Source organism: Mycobacterium sp. (assembly GCF_046095365.1).
Classification (GTDB): domain Bacteria; phylum Actinomycetota; class Actinomycetes; order Mycobacteriales; family Mycobacteriaceae; genus Mycobacterium.
In genome coordinates this window covers 34,786-54,028 of sequence record NZ_JBJTJF010000123.1, presented here as the reverse complement: position 1 = coordinate 54,028, position 19,243 = coordinate 34,786, and the positions used below count along the sequence as shown (strand labels likewise).

General features: G+C 68.8%; 21 protein-coding genes. 12 read left to right on the top strand and 9 right to left on the bottom strand.

Going from position 1 to position 19,243, the window contains the following annotated elements:
* Window positions 1-56: 56 nt before the first annotated feature.
* From ACKOQ4_RS10235 to ACKOQ4_RS10210, 6 genes are all read left to right on the top strand, one after another.
* The gene (locus ACKOQ4_RS10235; RefSeq protein ID WP_526291433.1) at window positions 57-767 is read left to right on the top strand and encodes a class III extradiol ring-cleavage dioxygenase family protein; all 711 of its coding nucleotides are present in this window, start codon (window positions 57-59) and stop codon (window positions 765-767) included.
* Window positions 764-1,675 carry a tRNA (adenosine(37)-N6)-dimethylallyltransferase MiaA gene (gene miaA, locus ACKOQ4_RS10230; RefSeq protein ID WP_526291431.1) on the top strand — a complete coding sequence of 304 codons (912 nt, stop codon included), beginning with the start codon at window positions 764-766 and terminating at the stop codon, window positions 1,673-1,675. Before ACKOQ4_RS10235 ends, miaA begins: the two co-directional genes overlap by 4 nt.
* A gap of 8 nt (window positions 1,676-1,683) precedes the next feature.
* Complete coding sequence (dapF, locus tag ACKOQ4_RS10225) at window positions 1,684-2,556, top strand: diaminopimelate epimerase (protein WP_526291429.1); 873 nt, start codon at window positions 1,684-1,686, stop codon at window positions 2,554-2,556.
* Between the two features lie 16 nt (window positions 2,557-2,572).
* Window positions 2,573-3,991 (top strand): GTPase HflX, encoded by a 1,419-nt coding sequence (gene hflX / locus ACKOQ4_RS10220; protein ID WP_526291427.1) that lies wholly within the window; start codon window positions 2,573-2,575, stop codon window positions 3,989-3,991.
* Window positions 3,992-4,079: 88 nt separating this feature from the next.
* Window positions 4,080-5,240 carry an acyl-CoA dehydrogenase family protein gene (locus tag ACKOQ4_RS10215; protein ID WP_526291425.1) on the top strand — a complete coding sequence of 387 codons (1,161 nt, stop codon included), beginning with the start codon at window positions 4,080-4,082 and terminating at the stop codon, window positions 5,238-5,240.
* A gap of 223 nt (window positions 5,241-5,463) precedes the next feature.
* Window positions 5,464-7,443: an LGFP repeat-containing protein gene (locus ACKOQ4_RS10210; protein WP_526291479.1), complete on the top strand. Its 1,980-nt coding sequence runs from the start codon at window positions 5,464-5,466 to the stop codon at window positions 7,441-7,443.
* Between the two features lie 2 nt (window positions 7,444-7,445).
* On the opposite strand, the gene lexA is transcribed toward ACKOQ4_RS10210, so the two are convergent.
* Window positions 7,446-8,126 carry a transcriptional repressor LexA gene (gene lexA, locus ACKOQ4_RS10205; RefSeq protein WP_526291423.1) on the bottom strand — a complete coding sequence of 227 codons (681 nt, stop codon included), beginning with the start codon at window positions 8,124-8,126 and terminating at the stop codon, window positions 7,446-7,448.
* Between the two features lie 246 nt (window positions 8,127-8,372).
* Between lexA and ACKOQ4_RS10200 the strand changes: the two genes are divergently transcribed.
* On the top strand, window positions 8,373-8,843 hold the full coding sequence (locus ACKOQ4_RS10200; protein ID WP_526291421.1) for a LysM peptidoglycan-binding domain-containing protein: 471 nt from the start codon (window positions 8,373-8,375) through the stop codon (window positions 8,841-8,843).
* A 55-nt stretch (window positions 8,844-8,898) separates the two neighbouring features.
* The gene (gene nrdR / locus ACKOQ4_RS10195) at window positions 8,899-9,354 is read left to right on the top strand and encodes a transcriptional regulator NrdR (protein WP_526291419.1); all 456 of its coding nucleotides are present in this window, start codon (window positions 8,899-8,901) and stop codon (window positions 9,352-9,354) included.
* On the opposite strand, the gene ACKOQ4_RS10190 is transcribed toward nrdR, so the two are convergent.
* Complete coding sequence (locus tag ACKOQ4_RS10190) at window positions 9,351-10,310, bottom strand: proteasome assembly chaperone family protein (protein ID WP_526291417.1); 960 nt, start codon at window positions 10,308-10,310, stop codon at window positions 9,351-9,353. The genes nrdR and ACKOQ4_RS10190 overlap by 4 nt on opposite strands.
* 220 nt (window positions 10,311-10,530) lie before the next feature.
* Here ACKOQ4_RS10190 and ACKOQ4_RS10185 point away from each other — a divergent pair, with 220 nt between their 5' ends.
* Window positions 10,531-11,586 carry a DUF4192 family protein gene (locus tag ACKOQ4_RS10185; protein ID WP_526291415.1) on the top strand — a complete coding sequence of 352 codons (1,056 nt, stop codon included), beginning with the start codon at window positions 10,531-10,533 and terminating at the stop codon, window positions 11,584-11,586.
* Here the strand turns inward: ACKOQ4_RS10185 and ACKOQ4_RS10180 are convergent.
* From ACKOQ4_RS10180 to ACKOQ4_RS10170, 3 genes are all read right to left on the bottom strand, one after another.
* Complete coding sequence (locus tag ACKOQ4_RS10180; protein ID WP_526291413.1) at window positions 11,583-12,278, bottom strand: iron-dependent transcriptional repressor DtxR; 696 nt, start codon at window positions 12,276-12,278, stop codon at window positions 11,583-11,585. The genes ACKOQ4_RS10185 and ACKOQ4_RS10180 overlap by 4 nt on opposite strands.
* An 81-nt stretch (window positions 12,279-12,359) precedes the next feature.
* Entirely contained in the window at window positions 12,360-13,319 is a 960-nt protein-coding gene (locus ACKOQ4_RS10175; RefSeq protein ID WP_526291411.1) for a sigma-70 family RNA polymerase sigma factor, read from the bottom strand.
* Window positions 13,320-13,455: 136 nt separating this feature from the next.
* The gene (locus ACKOQ4_RS10170; protein ID WP_526291409.1) at window positions 13,456-13,854 is read right to left on the bottom strand and encodes a DUF3099 domain-containing protein; all 399 of its coding nucleotides are present in this window, start codon (window positions 13,852-13,854) and stop codon (window positions 13,456-13,458) included.
* 94 nt (window positions 13,855-13,948) lie between these two features.
* Here ACKOQ4_RS10170 and ACKOQ4_RS10165 point away from each other — a divergent pair, with 94 nt between their 5' ends.
* Window positions 13,949-14,188, top strand: coding sequence for a DUF3039 domain-containing protein (locus tag ACKOQ4_RS10165; protein WP_526291407.1), 240 nt, complete (start codon window positions 13,949-13,951; stop codon window positions 14,186-14,188).
* On the opposite strand, the gene ACKOQ4_RS10160 is transcribed toward ACKOQ4_RS10165, so the two are convergent.
* A complete protein-coding gene (locus ACKOQ4_RS10160) occupies window positions 14,175-15,131 on the bottom strand; it encodes a YhjD/YihY/BrkB family envelope integrity protein (RefSeq protein ID WP_526291405.1) in 957 nt (318 codons plus the stop codon). The two genes, ACKOQ4_RS10165 and ACKOQ4_RS10160, sit on opposite strands and share 14 nt — an antisense overlap.
* A 38-nt stretch (window positions 15,132-15,169) precedes the next feature.
* Window positions 15,170-15,361, bottom strand: coding sequence for a DUF7455 domain-containing protein (locus ACKOQ4_RS10155; protein WP_526291403.1), 192 nt, complete (start codon window positions 15,359-15,361; stop codon window positions 15,170-15,172).
* 138 nt (window positions 15,362-15,499) lie between these two features.
* Here ACKOQ4_RS10155 and ACKOQ4_RS10150 point away from each other — a divergent pair, with 138 nt between their 5' ends.
* Both ACKOQ4_RS10150 and ACKOQ4_RS10145 read left to right on the top strand, forming a co-directional pair.
* Window positions 15,500-15,868, top strand: a complete 369-nt coding sequence (locus ACKOQ4_RS10150; protein ID WP_526291401.1) for a DUF952 domain-containing protein — start codon at window positions 15,500-15,502, stop codon at window positions 15,866-15,868.
* A 126-nt stretch (window positions 15,869-15,994) separates the two neighbouring features.
* Entirely contained in the window at window positions 15,995-16,837 is an 843-nt protein-coding gene (locus ACKOQ4_RS10145) for a YjiK family protein (protein ID WP_526291399.1), read from the top strand.
* Between the two features lie 17 nt (window positions 16,838-16,854).
* Here ACKOQ4_RS10145 and ACKOQ4_RS10140 read toward each other — a convergent pair whose 3' ends face one another.
* Together ACKOQ4_RS10140 and ACKOQ4_RS10135 are read right to left on the bottom strand one after the other, a co-directional pair.
* Window positions 16,855-17,841 carry a PE-PPE domain-containing protein gene (locus ACKOQ4_RS10140; RefSeq protein WP_526291397.1) on the bottom strand — a complete coding sequence of 329 codons (987 nt, stop codon included), beginning with the start codon at window positions 17,839-17,841 and terminating at the stop codon, window positions 16,855-16,857.
* 47 nt (window positions 17,842-17,888) lie between these two features.
* The gene (locus ACKOQ4_RS10135; protein WP_526291395.1) at window positions 17,889-19,028 is read right to left on the bottom strand and encodes a PE-PPE domain-containing protein; all 1,140 of its coding nucleotides are present in this window, start codon (window positions 19,026-19,028) and stop codon (window positions 17,889-17,891) included.
* Between the last annotated feature and the right edge of the window lie 215 nt (window positions 19,029-19,243).

The window sequence follows — 19,243 nt, the reverse complement described above, 5'->3', positions numbered from 1 at the left end:
CCGCCGATCGCGGGGGCCGGAGTTCGGCGTCTGGACGGCGGTCTAGCGTTGCAGTGGTGTTGACGGCGATCGCACTGACACCCTCGGCGCCGGTCCTGGTGCCCGAACTCGCCGGGGCGGCCGCCGACGAGGTCGCGGGGATCGGCGACGCGGCGAAGTCCGCCGCCGCGGTCCTGCCGAGACGCTGGATCGCCATCGGTGTCGGGACCGCCGACCGCACCATCGAACCGGAGACCCGCGGCACCTTCGCCGGGTACGGGGCGGATGTTGCGGTGTCGCTGGCGCCGGACGCCCCGGCTGCGATCGCAGACCTGCCGCTGTGCGCGTTGTTCGCGGGCTGGCTGCGCGACCGGGCCGGACCCGATGCCCGCGTGCAGGTCCGGGTGTACGCCGCCGATCACGACCCGGCCACCGCGCTGGACCGCGGCCGGGCGTTGCGCGCCGAGATCGACGCGGCCGCCGAACCGGTCGGCGTGCTCGTCGTCGCCGACGGCGCCAACACGCTCACCGCCTCGGCTCCCGGCGGACACGACCCGGCCGCCCGGGGCGCGCAGGATGCCCTCGACGATGCGCTGGCGACCGGTGACTCCGCGGCGCTGGCCGTTCTCCCCGACGGGATCGTAGGCCGGGTCGCCTATCAGGTGCTGGCCGGGCTGGCCGGTCCGGGCCGGCACCACGCCACCGAACTGGCCCGCGCGGCGCCGTACGGCGTCGGCTACTTCGTGGGTACCTGGACGGGGTTCCCCGCGGCGGGCGGAAGCGATTGACATCGCGGCCCATCGCGATCATCGGGCCGACCGGGACGGGTAAGTCCCAGCTGGCCCTGGACGTCGCCGAGCGCGTCGGCGGCGAGATCGTCAACGCCGACGCCATGCAGCAGTACCGCGGTATGGACATCGGCACCGCCAAAGTCCCACTGCCGCAACGGCGTGGCGTGCCGCACCACCAGATCGACGTTCTCGAGGTCACCGCCACCGCCACGGTCGCGCGCTACCAGCAGGCCGCAGTCGCCGACATCGAGGCGATCGCCGCCCGCGACGCCGTTGCGATCATCGTCGGAGGGTCGATGATGTACGTCCAGTCGCTGCTGGACGACTGGGCCTTCCCGGCCACCGATCCCGCGGTCCGGGCCCGCTGGGAAGAGCGCCTGGCCGAAGTCGGGGCAGCCGCCCTGCACGGGGAGCTCGCACGCCGGGACCCCGCCGCCGCAACGGCGATCCTGGCCACCGACGGCCGCCGGATCGTGCGTGCCCTGGAGGTCATCGAAATCACCGGCCGTCCCTTCGCGGCTTCCGCGCCGGGTATCGGGGCACCGCGCTGGGACACCGCGATCATCGGATTAGATTGGGAGACAGAGGTTCTCGACCACAGACTCGCCCTGCGCACCGACGCGATGTTCGACGCCGGTCTGGTTGCCGAGGTGCGCGCCCTGCTGGACGCCGGCCTCCGCCACGGCGTCACCGCCGCCCGCGCGCTGGGCTACGCGCAGGTGGTCGAGGCGCTCGACACCGGCGCGGACATCGCCGCGGCCCACGAGTCGACGTTGCGCGGCACCCGGCGTTACGTGCGCCGGCAGCGGTCCTGGTTCCGCCGCGACCACCGCATACGCTGGCTCGACGGAGCCTCGGGCAGGCTCTCCGACGCCGTGCTGGAACACTGGAGACACGTATCCTGAAGCCCATCATGATCTTCGCTAAGGGCCACGGCACGGAGAACGACTTCGTCGTCCTGCCCGATCTCGAGGGGCGACTCGATCTGCCCCGTCCGGCGGTGTCCGCACTGTGCGACCGCCGGCGCGGACTGGGCGCCGATGGTGTCCTGCGGGTCATCACCGCCGGGGCTGCGCTCGGCGCCGGGGTTCTGGAGCGGTTGCCCGACGGTGTGGACTCCGGTGACTGGTACATGGACTACCGCAACGCCGACGGATCGGTGGCGCAGATGTGCGGCAACGGGGTCCGGGTGTTCGCGCACTACCTTCGCGCCACCGGACTGGAGGACCGCGACGAATTCGTGGTCGGGTCACTGGCCGGCCCGCGGCCGGTCGTCGTACACCGGGTCGACGGCCACCGTGCCGACGTCACCGTCGAGATGGGCAAGGTGAACCGGCTCGGCGCGGGTACCGCGACCGTCGGCGGGCGGCGGCTGACCGGTCTGGGCGTCGACGTCGGCAACCCGCACCTGGCCTGCGTGGTCGAGGACCTCAGCGATCAGGCGCTGGCCGCCCTGGACGTCGGCGGCCCGGTGCGATTCGATCCCCGGCAGTTCCCGGCCGGAGTCAACGTCGAGGTGCTGACGCCGATTCGCGACGGTGCCGTGCGGATGCGGGTCCACGAGCGCGGGGTCGGGGAAACCCGCTCCTGCGGCACGGGCACCGTCGCCGCCGCCTTCGCCGCACTGGATCACCGGGGCGCCGCCACCGGCACGGTCCTGGTCCGGGTGCCCGGCGGCGAGGTCGACGTCGAGATCGCCGATACCACCAGCTATCTGCGCGGACCGTCGGTGCTGGTGGCGCGGGGAGAACTGGCCGGCGACTGGTGGGCGGCCCAGGGGTCGTGACACCATCGAACAGCACATGACTGAACCCGACCTCCCCGAGCCCAGCCTCGGCGAACTCGCCCTCGAAGACCGCTCCGCGCTGCGTCGCGTCGCCGGGCTCTCCACCGAACTCGCCGACGTCTCCGAGGTCGAGTACCGCCAGCTGCGACTGGAGCGCGTGGTGCTGGTCGGTGTCTGGACCGAGGGCAGCGCCGCCGACGCCGACGCGAGCCTGGCCGAGCTGGCCGCCCTGGCCGAGACCGCCGGATCGGAGGTGCTCGAGGGCCTCATCCAGCGTCGTGACAAGCCCGACCCGGCCACCTACATCGGCTCCGGGAAGGCCCTCGAGTTGCGCCAGATCGTCATCGCCACCGGTGCCGACACGGTCATCTGCGACGGCGAACTGAGTCCGGCTCAGCTGACCGCGCTGGAGAAGGTGGTGAAGGTCAAGGTCATCGACCGCACCGCCCTGATCCTGGACATCTTCGCCCAGCACGCCACCAGCAGGGAGGGCAAGGCGCAGGTGGCGTTGGCCCAGATGGAGTACATGCTGCCGCGGCTGCGGGGCTGGGGCGAGTCGATGTCCCGGCAGGCGGGCGGGCGCGCCGGCGGGTCCGGCGGCGGCGTCGGCACCCGCGGTCCAGGGGAGACCAAGATCGAGACGGACCGTCGCCGCATCCGGGAGCGGATGTCCAAGCTGCGCCGGGAGATCAAGGACATGAAGCAGGTCCGCGACACCCAGCGCAGCCGCCGGCGGACCAGCGATGTGCCGTCGATTGCGATCGTCGGCTACACCAATGCCGGCAAATCCAGTCTGCTCAACGCCCTGACCGGGGCGGGGGTCCTGGTTCAGAACGCTCTGTTCGCCACCCTGGAACCGACCACCCGGCGCGGCGAGTTCGGGCCCCCCGGCGAACGGGGCCGCCCATTCGTGCTGACTGACACCGTCGGCTTCGTCCGGCACCTGCCCACCCAGCTGGTCGAGGCCTTCCGCTCGACCCTCGAGGAGGTGCTCGACGCCGACCTGCTGGTCCATGTCGTCGACGGTTCCGACGCCAACCCGCTGGCGCAGATCGAGGCCGTCCGCCAGGTGATCCGCGAGGTCCAGATCGACCACCATGCCGCGCCCGCGCCGGAGTTGCTGGTGGTCAACAAGATTGACGCGGCGAGCGACCTGACGCTGGCGCAGCTGCGCCGGGCGCTGCCGGGAGCCGCGTTCGTCTCGGCCCGCACCGGCGAGGGTCTGGACCGGCTTCGTGGCCGGCTGGCGGAACTGGTCGAGCCCAGGGAGGTCGCCGTCGACGTGACAATTCCCTACTCCCGCGGCGATCTGGTCGCCCGACTGCACGACGAGGGCCGCGTCGATGCCACCGAGCACACACCGGAGGGGACCCGGGTGAAGGCCCGCGTGCCGGCGGCCCTGGCGGCCGCGATCGGCCGGTACGCGACCGCTTAGCGCGGCACGCGGAGCAGGTCCGGGCCGACCAACCGCCCGGTTGGTCTATCCTCTGGAGTAGATCCGCTCGAGCCTTCGGAGGTCACCCATGGGTAAAGCCGTCAAGTACACCCGCACCCTGTTCGAACCGGAACACGATCTGTTCCGCGAGTCCTACCGCGGCTTTCTCGACAAGCACGTGGCGCCGTATCACGACCAGTGGGAGAAGGACAAGATCGTCGACCGCGGGGTGTGGCTGGAAGCCGGCAAGCAGGGCTTCCTGGGGATGGCCGTGCCCGAGGAGTACGGCGGCGGCGGTAACCCCGACTTCCGCTACAACACCGTCGTCGTCGAGGAGACCGTCGCCGGCCGCTACAGCGGGCTGGGCTTCTCGTTGCACAACGACGTCGTCGCCCCCTACCTGCTGCACCAGACCAGCGAGGAGCAGAAGCAGCGCTGGCTGCCGCAGTTCTGCACCGGCGAGATGATCACCGCGATAGCGATGACCGAGCCCGGCACCGGCAGCGACCTGCAGGGCATCAAGACCCGCGCGGTCCGCGACGGCGACCACTACGTGCTCAACGGCTCCAAGACGTTCATCACCAACGGCATCAACGCCGACCTGGTGCTTGTGGTGGCCCAGACCAACCCGGACAAGGGAGCGCAGGGATTCTCCCTGCTGGGCGTTGAGCGCGGCATGCCCGGCTTCGAGCGCGGCCGCCACCTCGACAAAATCGGTCTCGACGCCCAGGACACCGCCGAACTGTCCTTCACCGACGTCAGGGTCCCGGTGGAGAACCTCATCGGTGAGGAGGGCATGGGTTTCATCTACCTGATGCAGAACCTGCCGCAGGAACGCCTTTCCATCGCGATCATGGCTGCCGCGGCAATGGAGGCCGTCCTCGAGGAGACGATCGAGTACGTGTCGCAGCGAAAGGCTTTCGGCAAACCGATCGGCTCATTCCAGAACAGCCGTTTCCTGCTCGCGGAATTGGCGACCGAGACCACCGCGGTGCGAATCATGGTCGACGAATTCATCCGCCTTCTCATGGAGGACAAACTGACCGCCGATCAGGCCGCGATGGCCAAATGGTGGACCACCGAGGCTCAGGTGAAGCTGGTCGACCGCTGCCTGCAGTTGCACGGGGGCTACGGCTATATGCGCGAATACACCGTCGCGCGGGCCTTCCTCGACGCCCGGGTGCAGACCATCTACGGCGGCACCACGGAGATCATGAAGGAGATAATCGGGCGCAGCCTGGGGGTGTGAAAGGCGCGAAAAGGCGCCGTGTTCTTTCATCACATTGGAATTCGGGTTGTATCTCGGTTCGGAATCCGCTTTCAGGAAATCCCCGCGTGTCGTGGCAAGCTTTTCCCGACATGGTGAGACCGTTGTTTTCGGAATATGACCAGAGATGTCTCGTCCTGATGCGGGAGGACAGTGCATGACCTCGGTAGGCAACCGGCTCGGCCGGACCGTGCGGCGACTGGCGATGGGCGCCGTGGCGTCCGCCGCCGTGGCGGCACTCGTCGTGCCCTCGGCGCTGGCCACTCCGGAATCGGACGCGGTCGACGCGATCGACCAGGCCTGGCAGGCCGCCGGCGGGGCCGACTCGCCGGTGGGCGGCCGGGACGGCGAGGTGTTCGGGGTCGGTGACGGCTTCGGGCAGCAGTTCAGCGGCGGGAAGATCTACTTCACCCCGGCGACCGGGGCGCATCTGATCTATGGCGCGATCCTGGACAAGTACGAGTCGCTGGGCGGCCCCGCCGACAGCGACCTCGGCTTCCCGAACATCGACGTGGTCACCGGTCTGGTCAGTCCCGACAGCCGGGTCAGCACATTCAGCGCGACCGACAGACCCGCGGTGTTCTGGACCCCCGACACCGGCGCCTGGTCGGTCCGGGGCGCTCTGAACGCGGCCTGGGACAAACTCGGAGGCTCGGCGGGCGTGCTGGGTGTTCCCGTCGAGGACGAGCGCTACAACGGCGACGTGGTGAGCCAGCGGTTCACCGGCGGGGAGCTGTCCTGGAACCTCGCCACCAACACCTTCACCTCCGACCCTCCGGGACTGGCCGACAGCCTTGCCGGCCTGGAGGTGCCCCTGGATCCGACCACGATGATCAACCTGGCCTGGCGGTCCGGCGGCGGCCTCGGCGGTCCGCTGGGGGCGCGGCAGGGCCAGCAGGCCACGATCGGGGACAACGCCGCGGCACAGGGCTACGCCGGCGGGAAGATCTTCTACTCGCCGCAGACCGGCGCGCACGCCGTCACCGGCGCGATCCTGTCCAAATACGAGTCGCTCGGCGGCCCGACCGGCGACCTCGGCTTTCCGGTGGGCGGCGAGGCCGACGGCGGCGTGCCCAACAGCCGGGTCAACTCCTTCAGCGCACCCGACAAACCGGTGATCTTCTGGACCCCGGACACCGGCGCGATCGTCGTCCGGGGTCCGATCAACGCCGCCTGGGCGAAACTGGGCGGCGCAACCGGAACCCTGGGCGTCCCGACCGGCGAGCAGACCGCGAAGGGTGACACCGTCTCGCAGGACTTCACCGGCGGCGAGATCACCTGGAACAAGGCGACCAAAGAGTTCAGCACCGACCCGGCGGAACTGAAGTCGCAGCTGTCCGGGCTGGAAATGCCTGACGCGGTGGCCCAGGCCCCCGCCACCCCGGCCACCGGCACAGGTTCCGAGAGCGGCGGCTGGCGGTGGTGGTGGCTGGCGATCATCCTGCCGGTCCTGGCGTTGCTCGGGTTGCTGGCCCGCCGGGTCCAGCGCCAGGGCGCGACGGACGCCCGCGAGACCGTCCCGGTTCGCCGGGACTACTTCAGCACCGACTCCGAGGATGACTTCTGGCCCGGCACCCGCAGTGCCGACACCGACCGCGACATGTGGTCGCCGCCCCCGGTCGCCGAGGAGATCGAGTCCGGACTCGATTCCGACGAGGACGCCATCGACACGGCGCCGACGCGCATCCCCACCGAGGCCGAGCTCGAAGAGTCGTCGACGCCGGAATTCGACGCGCTGCTGGCGGATTCGGGACTCGGGCGGCACGCCGCCGGGTCGCTGGGAACCTCGTCGTCGGCCTGGCGTCTCGAGCTCGACGAGCTGGCCGCCGCACCGCGGCGCCGGCACGCGGTCGAGGACTACTGGACCGAGGAGATCGATGTGGTGGTCGACGACGTGGTCGTCGAGGAGGCGCCGGGACAGGTCCCGTTCGAGTTCGAGGCCGAACCTGTGGCCGAGACCGAGTACGCGGCCGAATTGAGCGACGAGGATCCTTGGCGGCCCGCCATCCACCTGCCCCTGGCCGACCCGTTCCAGGCGCCGGAGGGCTACTCGATCAAGGGCAACACCCACTCAGGTCTGTACTACACACCGGATTCGGTGCTCTACGACAACACGATCCCGGAGGTGTGGTTCGCCAGCGAGGAACTGGCCCAGGCCAACGGTTTCGTCAAAGCGCCCGAATAGGATCAGATCTTTCTGATCACTGTGACGACCTTGCCCAGGATCGTGGCGTCGTTCCCGGGGATCGGGTCGAAGGCCGGGTTGTGCGGCATCAGCCACACCTGACCGGCTGATCGTTTGAAGGTTTTGACAGTGGCTTCGCCGTCGATCATCGCGGCGACGATGTCGCCGCTGTCGGCGACATTCTGCTGACGGACCACGACCCAGTCGCCGTCGCAGATGGCTGCGTCGACCATCGACTCCCCGACGACCCTGAGCAGGAAGAGCGAACCCTCTCCGACCAGCTCACGGGGCAGCGGGAAGACGTCCTCGACGGCCTCCTCTGCGAGGATCGGCCCGCCTGCTGCGATGCGCCCGAGAACCGGCACGAATGTGGGCTCGGGCAGTGCGTCGGAGCCGGCCACGTCGGTGGCCACCGCCGCGGCAGCGTCGTCGACCCCGCGCACATCGACCGCGCGCGGACGATTGGGATCACGCCGGAGGAACCCCTTGCGCTCCAGTGTGCGTAGCTGGTGCGCGACCGAGGACGTCGATGTCAGGCCTACCGCATCACCGATCTCCCGGATGCTCGGGGGATAGCCGCGGGTGGTGACCGACGCCCGGATCACCTCGAGAATCCTCCGCTGGCGCTCGGTCAGGCCGGAGGCGCCGGTTCGGCCGGCCGGTTGTTTGGTGCTGTCGCTCATAGTCGTTTTGCGCTTTCGCTAATGGGTCGTTTTGCGCTTTCGCTCATAGGTTGTTTTGCGCTTTCGCTCATGGAGGCGAATGTAGCCCGAAAGTGACCAGTAATCAAACATGTGTTCGAGCGTGTCGCCACGCCCTGTCGGTGGCTCGATCTATCGTCGGACACGCTCGATCAAATGTTCGGAAATCGAACGTGTGATCGAGTACAGTTCGAACATCAGAGCGAATGACTGAGGAAGGAACACACGATGACAGTCCTCGACGACAGGCAGCCGGTGGAGTGGAGCGCGGTCTGGGTACGGCCGGCGGGAACCGCCTACCGCGGGACCGTCCGGCCCCGGGCGTACCGGCCGGCGCCCGCCCGTCCTGCGGTGGCACCGCTGGCCTATCGGGGCTACGGTGCCCGCACCTCGCGGGCCGTGCACTCCCGTCGGCAGCCGGTGAGCACGGCGGCCAGCCTGGCGGTCGCCGCGGCCGCGGCAGCGGTCACGTTCTGGCTCGGCCTGCTCGCCCATGTCAGCGGGGACCCGGCCCCCGCCCAGTTGCCCGACCGCCTCGCGGTGGTGCAGGTCCAGGCCGGGGAGTCGCTGCAGCAGTTGGCCGGCCGGGTCGCCCCGGATGCGCCCGCGGGGCCGGTGGTCGCGCGGATCCGTGAACTCAATCGTCTCGACTCGGCGTCCGTCGACGCAGGCCAGACGCTGATCGCGCCGATCGGCTGAGCGGGTAGGCTTCGTGTCGGTCGTCGCAGTTCAAGCCGGGAGACGGGGAGCGCTCATGCACTGTCCTTTCTGCCGGCACCCCGACTCGAGGGTGGTGGACTCCCGCGAGACCGACGAGGGGCAGGCCATCAGGCGCCGCCGGTCGTGTCCGGAATGCGGCCGCCGGTTCACCACCGTCGAAACCGCCGTTCTGGCCGTCGTCAAGCGCAGTGGCGTGACCGAACCGTTCAGCCGGGAGAAGGTGGTTCGCGGTGTGCGCCGGGCCTGTCAGGGCCGGCAGGTCGACGACGACGCCCTGTACCTGCTGGCTCAACAGGTCGAGGACAGCATCCGGGCCGACGGGTCCGCCGAAGTTCCCAGTCACGATGTCGGCCTGGCGATTCTGGGTCCGCTGCGGGAACTCGACGAGGTTGCATACCTGCGTTTCGCCTCGGTCTACCGGTCGTTCTCCTCGGCCGAGGATTTCGAGAGGGAGATCGAGGCGCTGCGCGCCAACCGAGGCGTCGGCTAGCTCTCGTCCTCCGGCAGACCGTCCTTGAAATCGTCGGCATGCTGGGCCAGGAAGCGTTCGAACTCCGCCCCCAACTCCTCGCCGCTGGGCAGGTCCTCGTCGCGGGCGAGTAACGACCTGTTCTGTTGTGCGGCAACGAAAGCGTCGTACTGGCGTTCCAGCGCGTCGACCACCTGGGCGATCTCGGCGGATGCCTCGACCTGCTCGTCGATCTTCTTCCGCACGCTCGCAGCGGCCTCGCCGAGAGCGTCGAGCGGCAGGTCCAGCGCAGCCGACTTCGAGACCTGCTCCAGCAGAGCCTGCGCCGCGGCGGGATAGTCGGTCTGCGCCAGGTAGTGCGGGACGTGCGCGGTGAAACCGACCGCTTCGTGTCCGTGCTGGGCCATCCGGAACTCCAGAAGGTTCGACGCGCTGCCCGGCACCTGCACCTCCCCGACCCAGGGCTCGTGGTCGGCGATCAGCGCGCGGTCGTTGGAGTGCGCGGTGAGCGACACCGGCCGGGTGTGGGGTACCGCCATCGGGATGGTGCCCAGCCCGATGGTCCGCCGCACACCGAGGCGTTCGGCGAGCAGCCGGACCGCACCGACGAAACGTTCCCACTGCAGGTCGGGTTCCAAGCCTGCGAGCAGCAGGAACGGTGTGCCAACGCTGTCGCGCAGGGCGTAGAGATTGAGCTGCGGGTCGTCGTAGGCGGTGAAATGGTCGGTCTTGAACGTCATCGTCGGCCGCCTGGCCCGGTAGTCGAGCAGGTCATCGATCGCGAACGACGCCACCAGTTCCGATTCCAGCGAGTCGCTCAGGTGCTGGGCGGCCAGCCGGACGGCGTGCCCGGCGTCGGAAAATCCCTCCAGGGCGTGGATGAGGACCGGGCCGCGGCCGTCCGACGACGACAGCTGCGGTGCCGGGAACTCCAGTTCGTACATCCCGTCGGGCCTGTGGCCTTGCTCGTCAGCCATGTTCGCCTCCTCGCTCGATCCGCCTGCGCCTGATTCTGCTGCGCTTATGCGACCCGCTTATTTCACCACTGCTGATAACGCGTGGGCGGCGAGGTACGTTCCCGCTTCGTGCGCTTTTCAGTCCATTCTCGTCCCCAGTGCCGGATTTATGCACAGCCGACCCGTTGCGGGGCGGCCTGGTGGCCGGCTGGTGACACCGCTGGCTGGGAGCGTCGCGGGCATGACCCAACATCGTCCCGAATTCCGATTCACCCGCCCCGGCGCCCTCATCGCGGCCCTTCCCGCCGCTCTGGGATTCGTGCCGGAGAAATCACTGGTCCTGGTAACCCTCGAGCACGGCCGGATCGGAGCTGTCATGCGGGCCGACCTGAGCTGCGACCTGCCCGGCAACCTCGATCGCCTCGCTGAGATCGCTGCCAATTCGGGGGCCGAGAACGTGGTCGCGGTGATCGTGGACGCCGACGGCGCGCTGTGCCCGATGTGCGACGACGACCACCGGCGGTTGTGCGACACGCTGGCCGCGGAACTCGGGGAGCGCTCCGTCGCCCTGTACGGGGCGCACGTCGTCGATCGGGTCGAACCCGGAGGCCGGTGGCGTTGCGTCGACGGATGCGGCGCCCGCGGCGCCGTGGAGGATCCCTCGGCATCACCGCTGGCCGTCGCAGCAGTGCTCGACGGCCGGCGGCTCTACGGCAGCCGCGCCGACCTGCAGGCCGTCATAGCGGTCGGCGATCCGGAGCGGGCCGCCACGCTGATCGGTCCCATCCGCGCAGAAGCGGAGGCCCGCCGGACCGAATGGCAGGCCGATCCTGACGGTCGCGGCCGCCGCGACGTCGAGACGGCCATCGCCGTGGCGTTGCGTGTTCTCGACGGCACCGCGCCCTCCGAGGACGAACTTCCCGCCCTGGCCTGCAGCCTTTCCGACATCGCCGTACGCGATACCCTGTACGCGCTGGCGGTCGGTGCGCACGCCGCTGCCGCCGAGGCGTTGTGGGCGCTGCTGGCCCGCACGTTGCCGGATCCGTGGCGGCTGGAAGCCCTTGTGCTGCTGGCGTTTTCGGCGTACGCACGTGGGGATGGCCCGCTTGCCGGAATCTCCCTCGAGGCGGCGTTGCGCAGCGACCCCGACCATAGGATGGCGGGGATGCTCGATACCGCGCTGCAATCCGGAATGCGGCCCGAACAGATCAGGGAACTCGCCTCCACCGGGTACCGGCTCGCCAGAAGGCTCGGCGTACAGCTGCCGACGCGGCGGGTGTCGGGCTGGGCCGTTTAGACCTTCTCGACCTTGACCGCGTGGGCCATCTCGTGCGGAAGTTCGACATTCTCGTGGCCGCCGACGACGATGGTCACGTCACCGTCCGATCCGGTCTGCACCAGCACCCTGGCGTTGGGCACGACGCCGGCCTCCTTGAGCCGGCCGATCAGGGCGACATCGCCCTGGACGTGCTCGGTCAACTGGCGTACCACCACCGCCACCGAGTCGCCGACCGGGAGTTCGGTGAGCCGGACCAGATCGGCGCTGTCGGGCTCGACGCCGTCCGACGGCAGCCCCAGCAGGGCCAGCCCGGGGATCGGGTTGCCGAACGGGGAGACCGTGGGGTGGTCGAGAACCTGCATCAGACGGCGCTCGACGTCTTCGCTCATGACGTGCTCCCACCGGCATGCTTCGGCATGCACCTCTTCCCAGGGCACTCCGATGATGTCGACCAACAGCCGTTCGGCGAGGCGGTGCTTGCGCATCACCGACGTCGCCAGCCGGCGGCCCTTCTCGGTCAGCTCCAGGTGTCGGTCGCCGGCCACCCGCAACAGGCCGTCGCGCTCCATCCGCGACACCGTCTGGCTCACCGTCGGGCCGCTCTGCTCGAGCCGCTCGGCGATGCGCGCCCGCAGCGGCACCACGCCTTCCTCTTCGAGGTCGTAGATCGTGCGCAGGTACATCTCGGTGGTGTCGACCAGGTCATTCATTGTCAGGGCACCCTCCGTTCGCTCTGCGAGTCTATACGCCTAGCTGCGGGAACGGGTGCCGGAAGACCCGGCGGGAGGCGCTCAGCTGGCGTAGGACCTCAGCTTCTCGGCCCGCTCGCCGTTGCGCAGCTTGGTCATCACCTCGCGCTCGATCTGGCGCACCCGCTCGCGGGACAGTCCGAACAGCTTTCCGATCTGGTCCAGGGTCCGGGGCTGGCCGTCGTCAAGGCCGAAACGCAGCCGGATCACCTGCTGCTCGCGCTCGTCGAGAGTTGCCAGCACATGGCGGATATCGGTGTGCAGCAACTCGGCGATCACCGCGTTCTCAGCCGACATCGCCTCGGAATCCTCGATGAAGTCACCGAGCGGGGCTTCCTCGTCGCTACCCACCGGCATGTCCAGGCTCACCGGGTCACGGCTGTGCTCCAGCAGGTCGTTGATCTTCTCCACCGGGATGCCCGACTCCTCGGCCAGTTCCTCGTCGGTGGCCTCCCGGCCAAGGTTCTGGTGCATCTCCCGCTTGATCCGGGCCAGTTTGTTGACCTGCTCCACCAGGTGCACGGGCAGCCGGATGGTGCGGCTCTGGTCAGCCATGCCGCGGGTGATGGCCTGACGGATCCACCAGGTCGCGTAAGTGGAGAACTTGAAGCCCTTGGTGTAGTCGAACTTCTCCATCGCGCGGATCAGGCCAAGGTTGCCCTCCTGGATGAGGTCCAGCAGGGGCATGCCGCGGCCGGTGTAACGCTTGGCCAGCGACACCACCAGGCGGAGGTTGGCCTCCAGCAGATGCCGGCGAGCCGCCTGGCCGTCGCGCACCAGGACGGCGAGGTCGCGCTTGCGGTTCTCGCCCAGACGCTTGCGGGTCTCGAGCAGGTGCTGGGCGTACAGGCCGGCCTCGATGCGCTTGGCGAGTTCGACCTCGTCCTCGGCGGTGAGAAGGGCGGTCTTACCGATGCCGTTGAGATACACGCGCACGAGGTCCGCGGCTGGGCTCTGAGCGTCCAGGTCGGTGTCGAACCGGGTGATGGTGGCGTTAGCCATGGGTGCCTCCTGATCGGCTCCTGCTGTCGAAACGTCCAACGTGCGACTGCAGGCAGGAGTTCCCACCCGTCGGAGATCTCACACCCCTCGAACAGCGGGAATAGGCGCGCGCTTTAAGAAAGCGTTGAGAAAGCGCTCAGCGGGTGCGTTCCTCGTCGGGGGCGGCGGTGCGGTGTTGTCTGGCAGAGGTGTAGCCGGACTCGAGCGCGCGGTGCTCAGCCCGCGGGAACAGGGCGGTGCGCTCGGGCGCGTCGGGAAAGCGCCGGGGTTCCTCCGCACGCCGGGGCGGCCGGTCGTTGGCGATCAGAACCGCGATCCACGGCAGTGGAATCGATGCGGCGAGGATCGCCAGCGAGAGGACTCCGTTGTGCCAGATCCCGTAGGCCACGGCCGCGGCGATGAACGCCGGGATTCGCCAGAACATCAGTGACAGGTACTTACGCACCCGGGCGCGGTGTTGCTCTTCATAGGAGTGGGCCGCCCGGGTGATGAGCACGGGCCGGCCTTCGTCGTCGAAACCCAGATCCCGCTCCATGGACCTACCTTTCCACACCCCGGCGGCTCAGGCGAGGGCCGTTTTCTTACGGCTGTCTGACCGAGTACGCGCTTCGCCGGGCACAATATGTGTCATGCAGACCGATACGATCGAACGCACCGACAGCGACGAACGGGTCGACGACGGTTCGGACGCCGACAGGCCCAAGCACTTCCACTACGTCAAGAAGGACAAGATCGCCGAGAGCGCGGTGATGGGCACCCATGTGGTCGCCCTGTGCGGAGAGGTTTTTCCGGTGACCCGGGCGGCCAAGCCGGGTTCTCCGGTGTGCCCGGACTGCAAGCGCATCTACGAATCGCTCAAGAGGGGCTGACGGTAACCGGGGGGGCCGGCTGCTGGTCGGCCGCCGGGCGGCCCCGCCACCGCGCCAGCCAGCGGGCCAGGTGCGGCTCGGGAGCCGGCCACTCCTCCTGGATCGCGGCGTTGAGTTCGGCTCCGATCATGATCGCGAAGCCGAGGAAGAAGGCGAACAGCAGGAACGCGATCGGGGTTGCCAGCGCTCCGTAGGTGTAGCCCGTGCGGGTGATGTACTGCAGGTAGACCCGCAGTCCTGCGGTGGCGACCACGAACACCGTGGTGGCCAGAATCGCACCCCAGATCAGCCGGTGGGTCGGCAGCGGCACGGGCAGCGCGACGCGATAGAGCACCGTCACGGCCACGACGAGACCCAGGGCGAGCATCGGGTAGTAACCGAACTGCAGGACGTTGTCCCAGCTTTGCGGGATGTACTCGGCGATCTTGCGCGGTCCGAGCGCCAGCAGCGGTGCCGACGCGATGACGACAAGCAGCATCACCACATAGATGCCGAGAGCGAAAAACCGTTGGCGCACAGGGTGTCTCAACGGAGTCTGGTCGTGGGCCTCCACTACTGAGTCGACAAAGGCCGAGATCGCCGACGAGCCGGCCCAGAGGCTGATGATGAAACCGAGCGATACCACCTCGCCTCGCGCACCCTGCACGATGTCGCGGACGGTCGGCTCGATGATCTCGTTGACGATGTTCCTGGAGAAGAAACTGTTGGACGTGCTGATCAGTTGGCTCTGGATGGCGGCAAGAGTGTCCGGCCCGAACAATGGCGCGACATAGGCCAGACTGCCCAGCATCCCGAGCAGAAGCGGCGGCAGCGAGAGCACCGACCAGAACCCGGCCTGTGCCGACTCCGAGAAGATGGAGTCATCCCAACTCTTGGCCAGCGTCCGCTTGGCGATGTGCCAGACGTGGTGCCGCGTCGGGGGGAGCGGGGGTCGGTCCGTCATGGCCTGGGCCGTACTGCGGCACGGCTGTGGTGGTCGCTCTAGGCGTCTGCCGGGCTGATTTCGAGCACGGCGTCGAGTTCGAGCAGTCTGGCCTGGTGCTCGTTGGCGTGGTGCTGGCAGAAGAGCAGCTCGGCACCGGAGGGGAGCTTGGCACGCACCCGCGCGGCAGCCCCGCAGCGGTCGCAGCGATCAGCCCTGGTCAGTTCCGGACTGGTCAGCGTTGCGTTCATGGGCTCCTCCAAAGGTGCTCAGCGCCCCCGCGGCGACCCGGGGTACGTCTACTGTCTCAGACGTTCCGGGCCGCGGGCTTGTTCCCTGCCGCCAATGATGTGTCGTGTCTCACCCGTGCGCTGGTGCATGCTGGGTTCGTGGCAGGGACGGGGGAGTGGGACCCGCTGGTTCATCTGTGCTCCGAGCGGCAGTGGCGCGACGCTCTGGCCGCGGGCGAAGTGCGCCCGGGACCCGCGGGATTCATTCACCTGTCGGCCCCGCGGCAGGTCCATCTGCCGGCCAATCGGATCTTTGCGGGAAGCACGGATCTGGTGGCGCTCATGGTCGACCGGCGCGTCCTCGAGGCTCCGGTGCGCTGGGAGCCCGGTGTCCCCGGCGATCCGGAGGGCATGCTCTTCCCGCACCTGTACGGGCCGCTGCCGGTCGCCGCAGTCGTGAAGGTCAAGCCCTACCGCCCCCAACCCGACGGCCGCTTCGCCCCGCTTATCCACACCCCTGCGGAATGACGCCGTCGTCGACGCCGTTCTGTTGCTAGCTTGGCCCCATGGTGACCGGGCGCCGGATTTCGAGCGCGGACCCCCCATCCGCGGAACCGGGAGCAGCGCCCGGTCACCCTTGCCTAGTCTGATCGCGTGAGCAAGCCGCCGAAGCTCGATGTCCTTGATGTGGCCGACGTCCCCCTGCGCGAGGTATCGGGGTTCACCCTGCATGGGGGCGAACTGCTCGCGGTCGGCGATCGTGAACCCGTCCTGTTCACGGCGCCGGTGGGGCAGTGGCCGCTGCGGTGGCGCGGGATCGACCTGGCCGGCCTGAAACTGCCCGAAGGCGGAACTCAGTTCGAGGCGCTGGTCCCCACCGGCGAGCACACCGTGCTGATCATGCAGGAACAACCGGCCCGGGTGCTGCACATCGACCTGCAGACTCCTGCGCTGCTGGCGACCGTGTTACTCGAGGTGCCGGAGGGCCACCGGTTGCGCCAGGCCTGGCTCGGCGACCGGACGTCGCGGGGCGAGTCGCTGCTCCTGGCCGACCGCGGCCACCTGCTGGTGGTCAAGGAGAAGGATCCCGCGGCCATCCTGGAGTTCGGGCCGCCGGGCGAGGCCCCGGTCGGCTGGCGCCGGGGTGGTCCGACCGCAGCGCCGACTCCGTCCGATGCCACCCTCACCGTGCTGGCGACGTGGTGGCTGGGCGAGGCTCTCAGCAAGAGACTTCCCGACATCAGTGACGCGACCATCGGGCCCGACGGGTGTCTGTACCTGTTGTCGGATCAGGGCACCGCGATCGCCCGGCTGCCCGACAGCCTCGACCCGGCGGGCGGCACGGTCGATGCGGAGGAGGTGTGGCGGATCGCCGGCCACCCGGAAAACCCCGAAGGGCTGGCGATTCTTGCCGACGGCACGCCTCTGGTCGGCCTCGACACCAAGTCGCCGCGTCGCAATCTGCTCCGTCTGGAGGCACTGCCTCTCAAGCCTTGACCCGGCCCGGGCGGGTCCTAGCCGCGAGCGGCCGCGGCCACTCGCGCAGCCCTGGCGGCGGGTCCGGTCTTGCGCGCGGGGGCTGCCGGGGCGGCTTCAGCCGCCGCCGACGCCGCGGGGGCCGCGCCCGCGTCAGGCGCAACCGTGGTGGCGGCCGATGCCTTCTTCGGGTCGTTGCGCACGTAGGCGGCGTCGATCTGCTTGCGCAGCGCGGCTTCCTGCGGTTTGAGCTTCGGGTTCAGTATCACGATCGGAAGCGTGGGGGTCGGAACCAGGTAGCTCGTGGTCACACCGCCGAGGACGTTGGTGGTCGTCTTGATGTTCTTCGCCGGAACCGTGTTGAGGTTGGTCAGCATCGAGGGGATGTGCACGAGCTGGGAGCCGGCTATGGCGTTGGTGACCGCCAGCGTGTTGGAGGGCCGGTCGGGGAAGTCGGCGTAACCGTCGTACTCGCCGGTCACCACCTTGGTGTTGTACTTCGTCTCAGCCGGCACGCGGTACTGGTACCCGATGGTGGGGTCGTAGCGGTTCTTGTTGAACAGGATCCGGCTGGAGTCGGCGACCACCACGAAGTTGATCTTGCTCTTGTCGGGAGCCTTCGGATTGGCCGCCAGCCGCCGGATCTCCTCGTCGACCACCAGCGCTCCGGCCGACAAGCCGACGACGGTGATGTGCTCTCCCGGGCCGAGCTGGGCCAGCGAACTGAAGATCGCCGCGTCGAGGTTGGTGACACCGATATTGATCGACTGGGTCAGCGTCATGCTGTCCTTGCCGGTGACCGGCCGGGCCTGCTGCGGCCACGGCACGTTCTGACGCTGGTAGCTGCCGAACATGCCGCCCAGGAGGTTGGCCATGGCGATGTCGGTGAGGTTGCCGGCGCCCAGGCCGTTGACCATCAGCGCCTTGTTGGCCGCCTCCGCCGCGGCCGCCGTCGACAGCGCCAGTCCGGCGGCGGTACCGGCCGCCGCGAGTGCGAGTCCCACCGATCGGGTGAATCCGTTCATTTTTCCCAAGCCCCTAAGTTCCGTTGGCTGCTGACTCTACCGACTGATCACTGCGCCGAGAACCGCTTGCCGCCGCGGGCGGCGGCAGCGGCGCGCGGGGCCTTGGACTGCCGAGCAGAGCCGGCAGTGTCCGGTCCGCCGGTCTGCGCCTGCTGGGCTGCGGCAGGACCCTGGGCGGCGGCCGCGGCGGCATCGGCGCGCCTCTTCAGGGCGGCCCTGACCGCCGCACCCGGCTTGGCCGGGGAGGCTGTGGTCTTTGGGGCCACGGCCTTTGCGGCCACGGGAGTCTCGACGGCGGCCGCAGGAGTCTCGACGCCGTCCGCAGGAGTTGCGGCGGCGGCCTTCTTACCGTCGTTGCGGACGTAGGCGGTGTCGATCTTGGCCTTGAGCGCGGCTTCCTGGGGCGCCAGGGACGGGACCAGCACGACCAGCGGCAGGCGGGCGGCCGGGATCAGGTAGCTGGTCGTGACGCCGCCGAGCGAGTTGGTCTTAACGGTGATGTTCGAGGCCGGCACCGTGGACAGGTCGGTCAGCATGTTCGGCACATGCTGGATGATCTCGCCGGCGAGTGCGTTGGCCACGGCGAGGAAGTTCAGCGGCCGGTCCGGGAAGTCGGCGAAGCCGTCGTACTCCGCGGCGACGACCGTGGTGTCGTACTTGGTGTCCACCGGGGGGCGGTACTGGTACTTGATGATGGCGTCGTAGCGGTTCTTGTTGAACAGGATCCGGCTGGAGTCGGAGACCACCACGAACTTCAGCTTGCTCTTGTCGGGGGCGTTCGGGTCGGAGGCCAGTTTGGCCATCTGCGCGTCGGCGACCAGCGAGCCCGCCGAGAGGCCGACGATGGTGACGTGCTCGCCCGGCTTCAGCTGTGACAGCGCGGTGTTGAGGTCGGCGTCGAGGTTGACGACGCCCTGGGCGATGGACTGGTCCAGCCGGAGGCTGTTGGGGCCGGTGATCGGGTTGGCCTGCTGCGGCCACACCACGTTGCGCCGGTCGTAGGTCTTGAACATGCCGCCCAGGACGTTCGCCATGACGACGTCGGACAGTTGGGTGTTGCCGGCGATCCCGTTGATCATCAGGGCTTTGTTGGCCGCTTCGGCCGCCGTCGCCGTGGAGAACAGCAGTGCCGCCGCGCAGCCGGCCGATGCGGCGAAAGTACCGATGGTTCGTGTGAGTGTCCGCACCTTAGAAATCCCCGTCCCAAGCCTGAGAAACTTTCGTTTCCGTAACGGTGCGATCATATACCCGCAACCACGCGTAACGGAAATAGTTCAGCGCGCCGAATCCGCGCCGAGCCGAGAAATCAAAGGTTCACGCTGCTCTGTGGCCTCAAGGCACCGGATTTCGAGACGTTCGCCGGTCGCGAAACCTCCACTCGGGGAACCGGGCCCGATTTTCA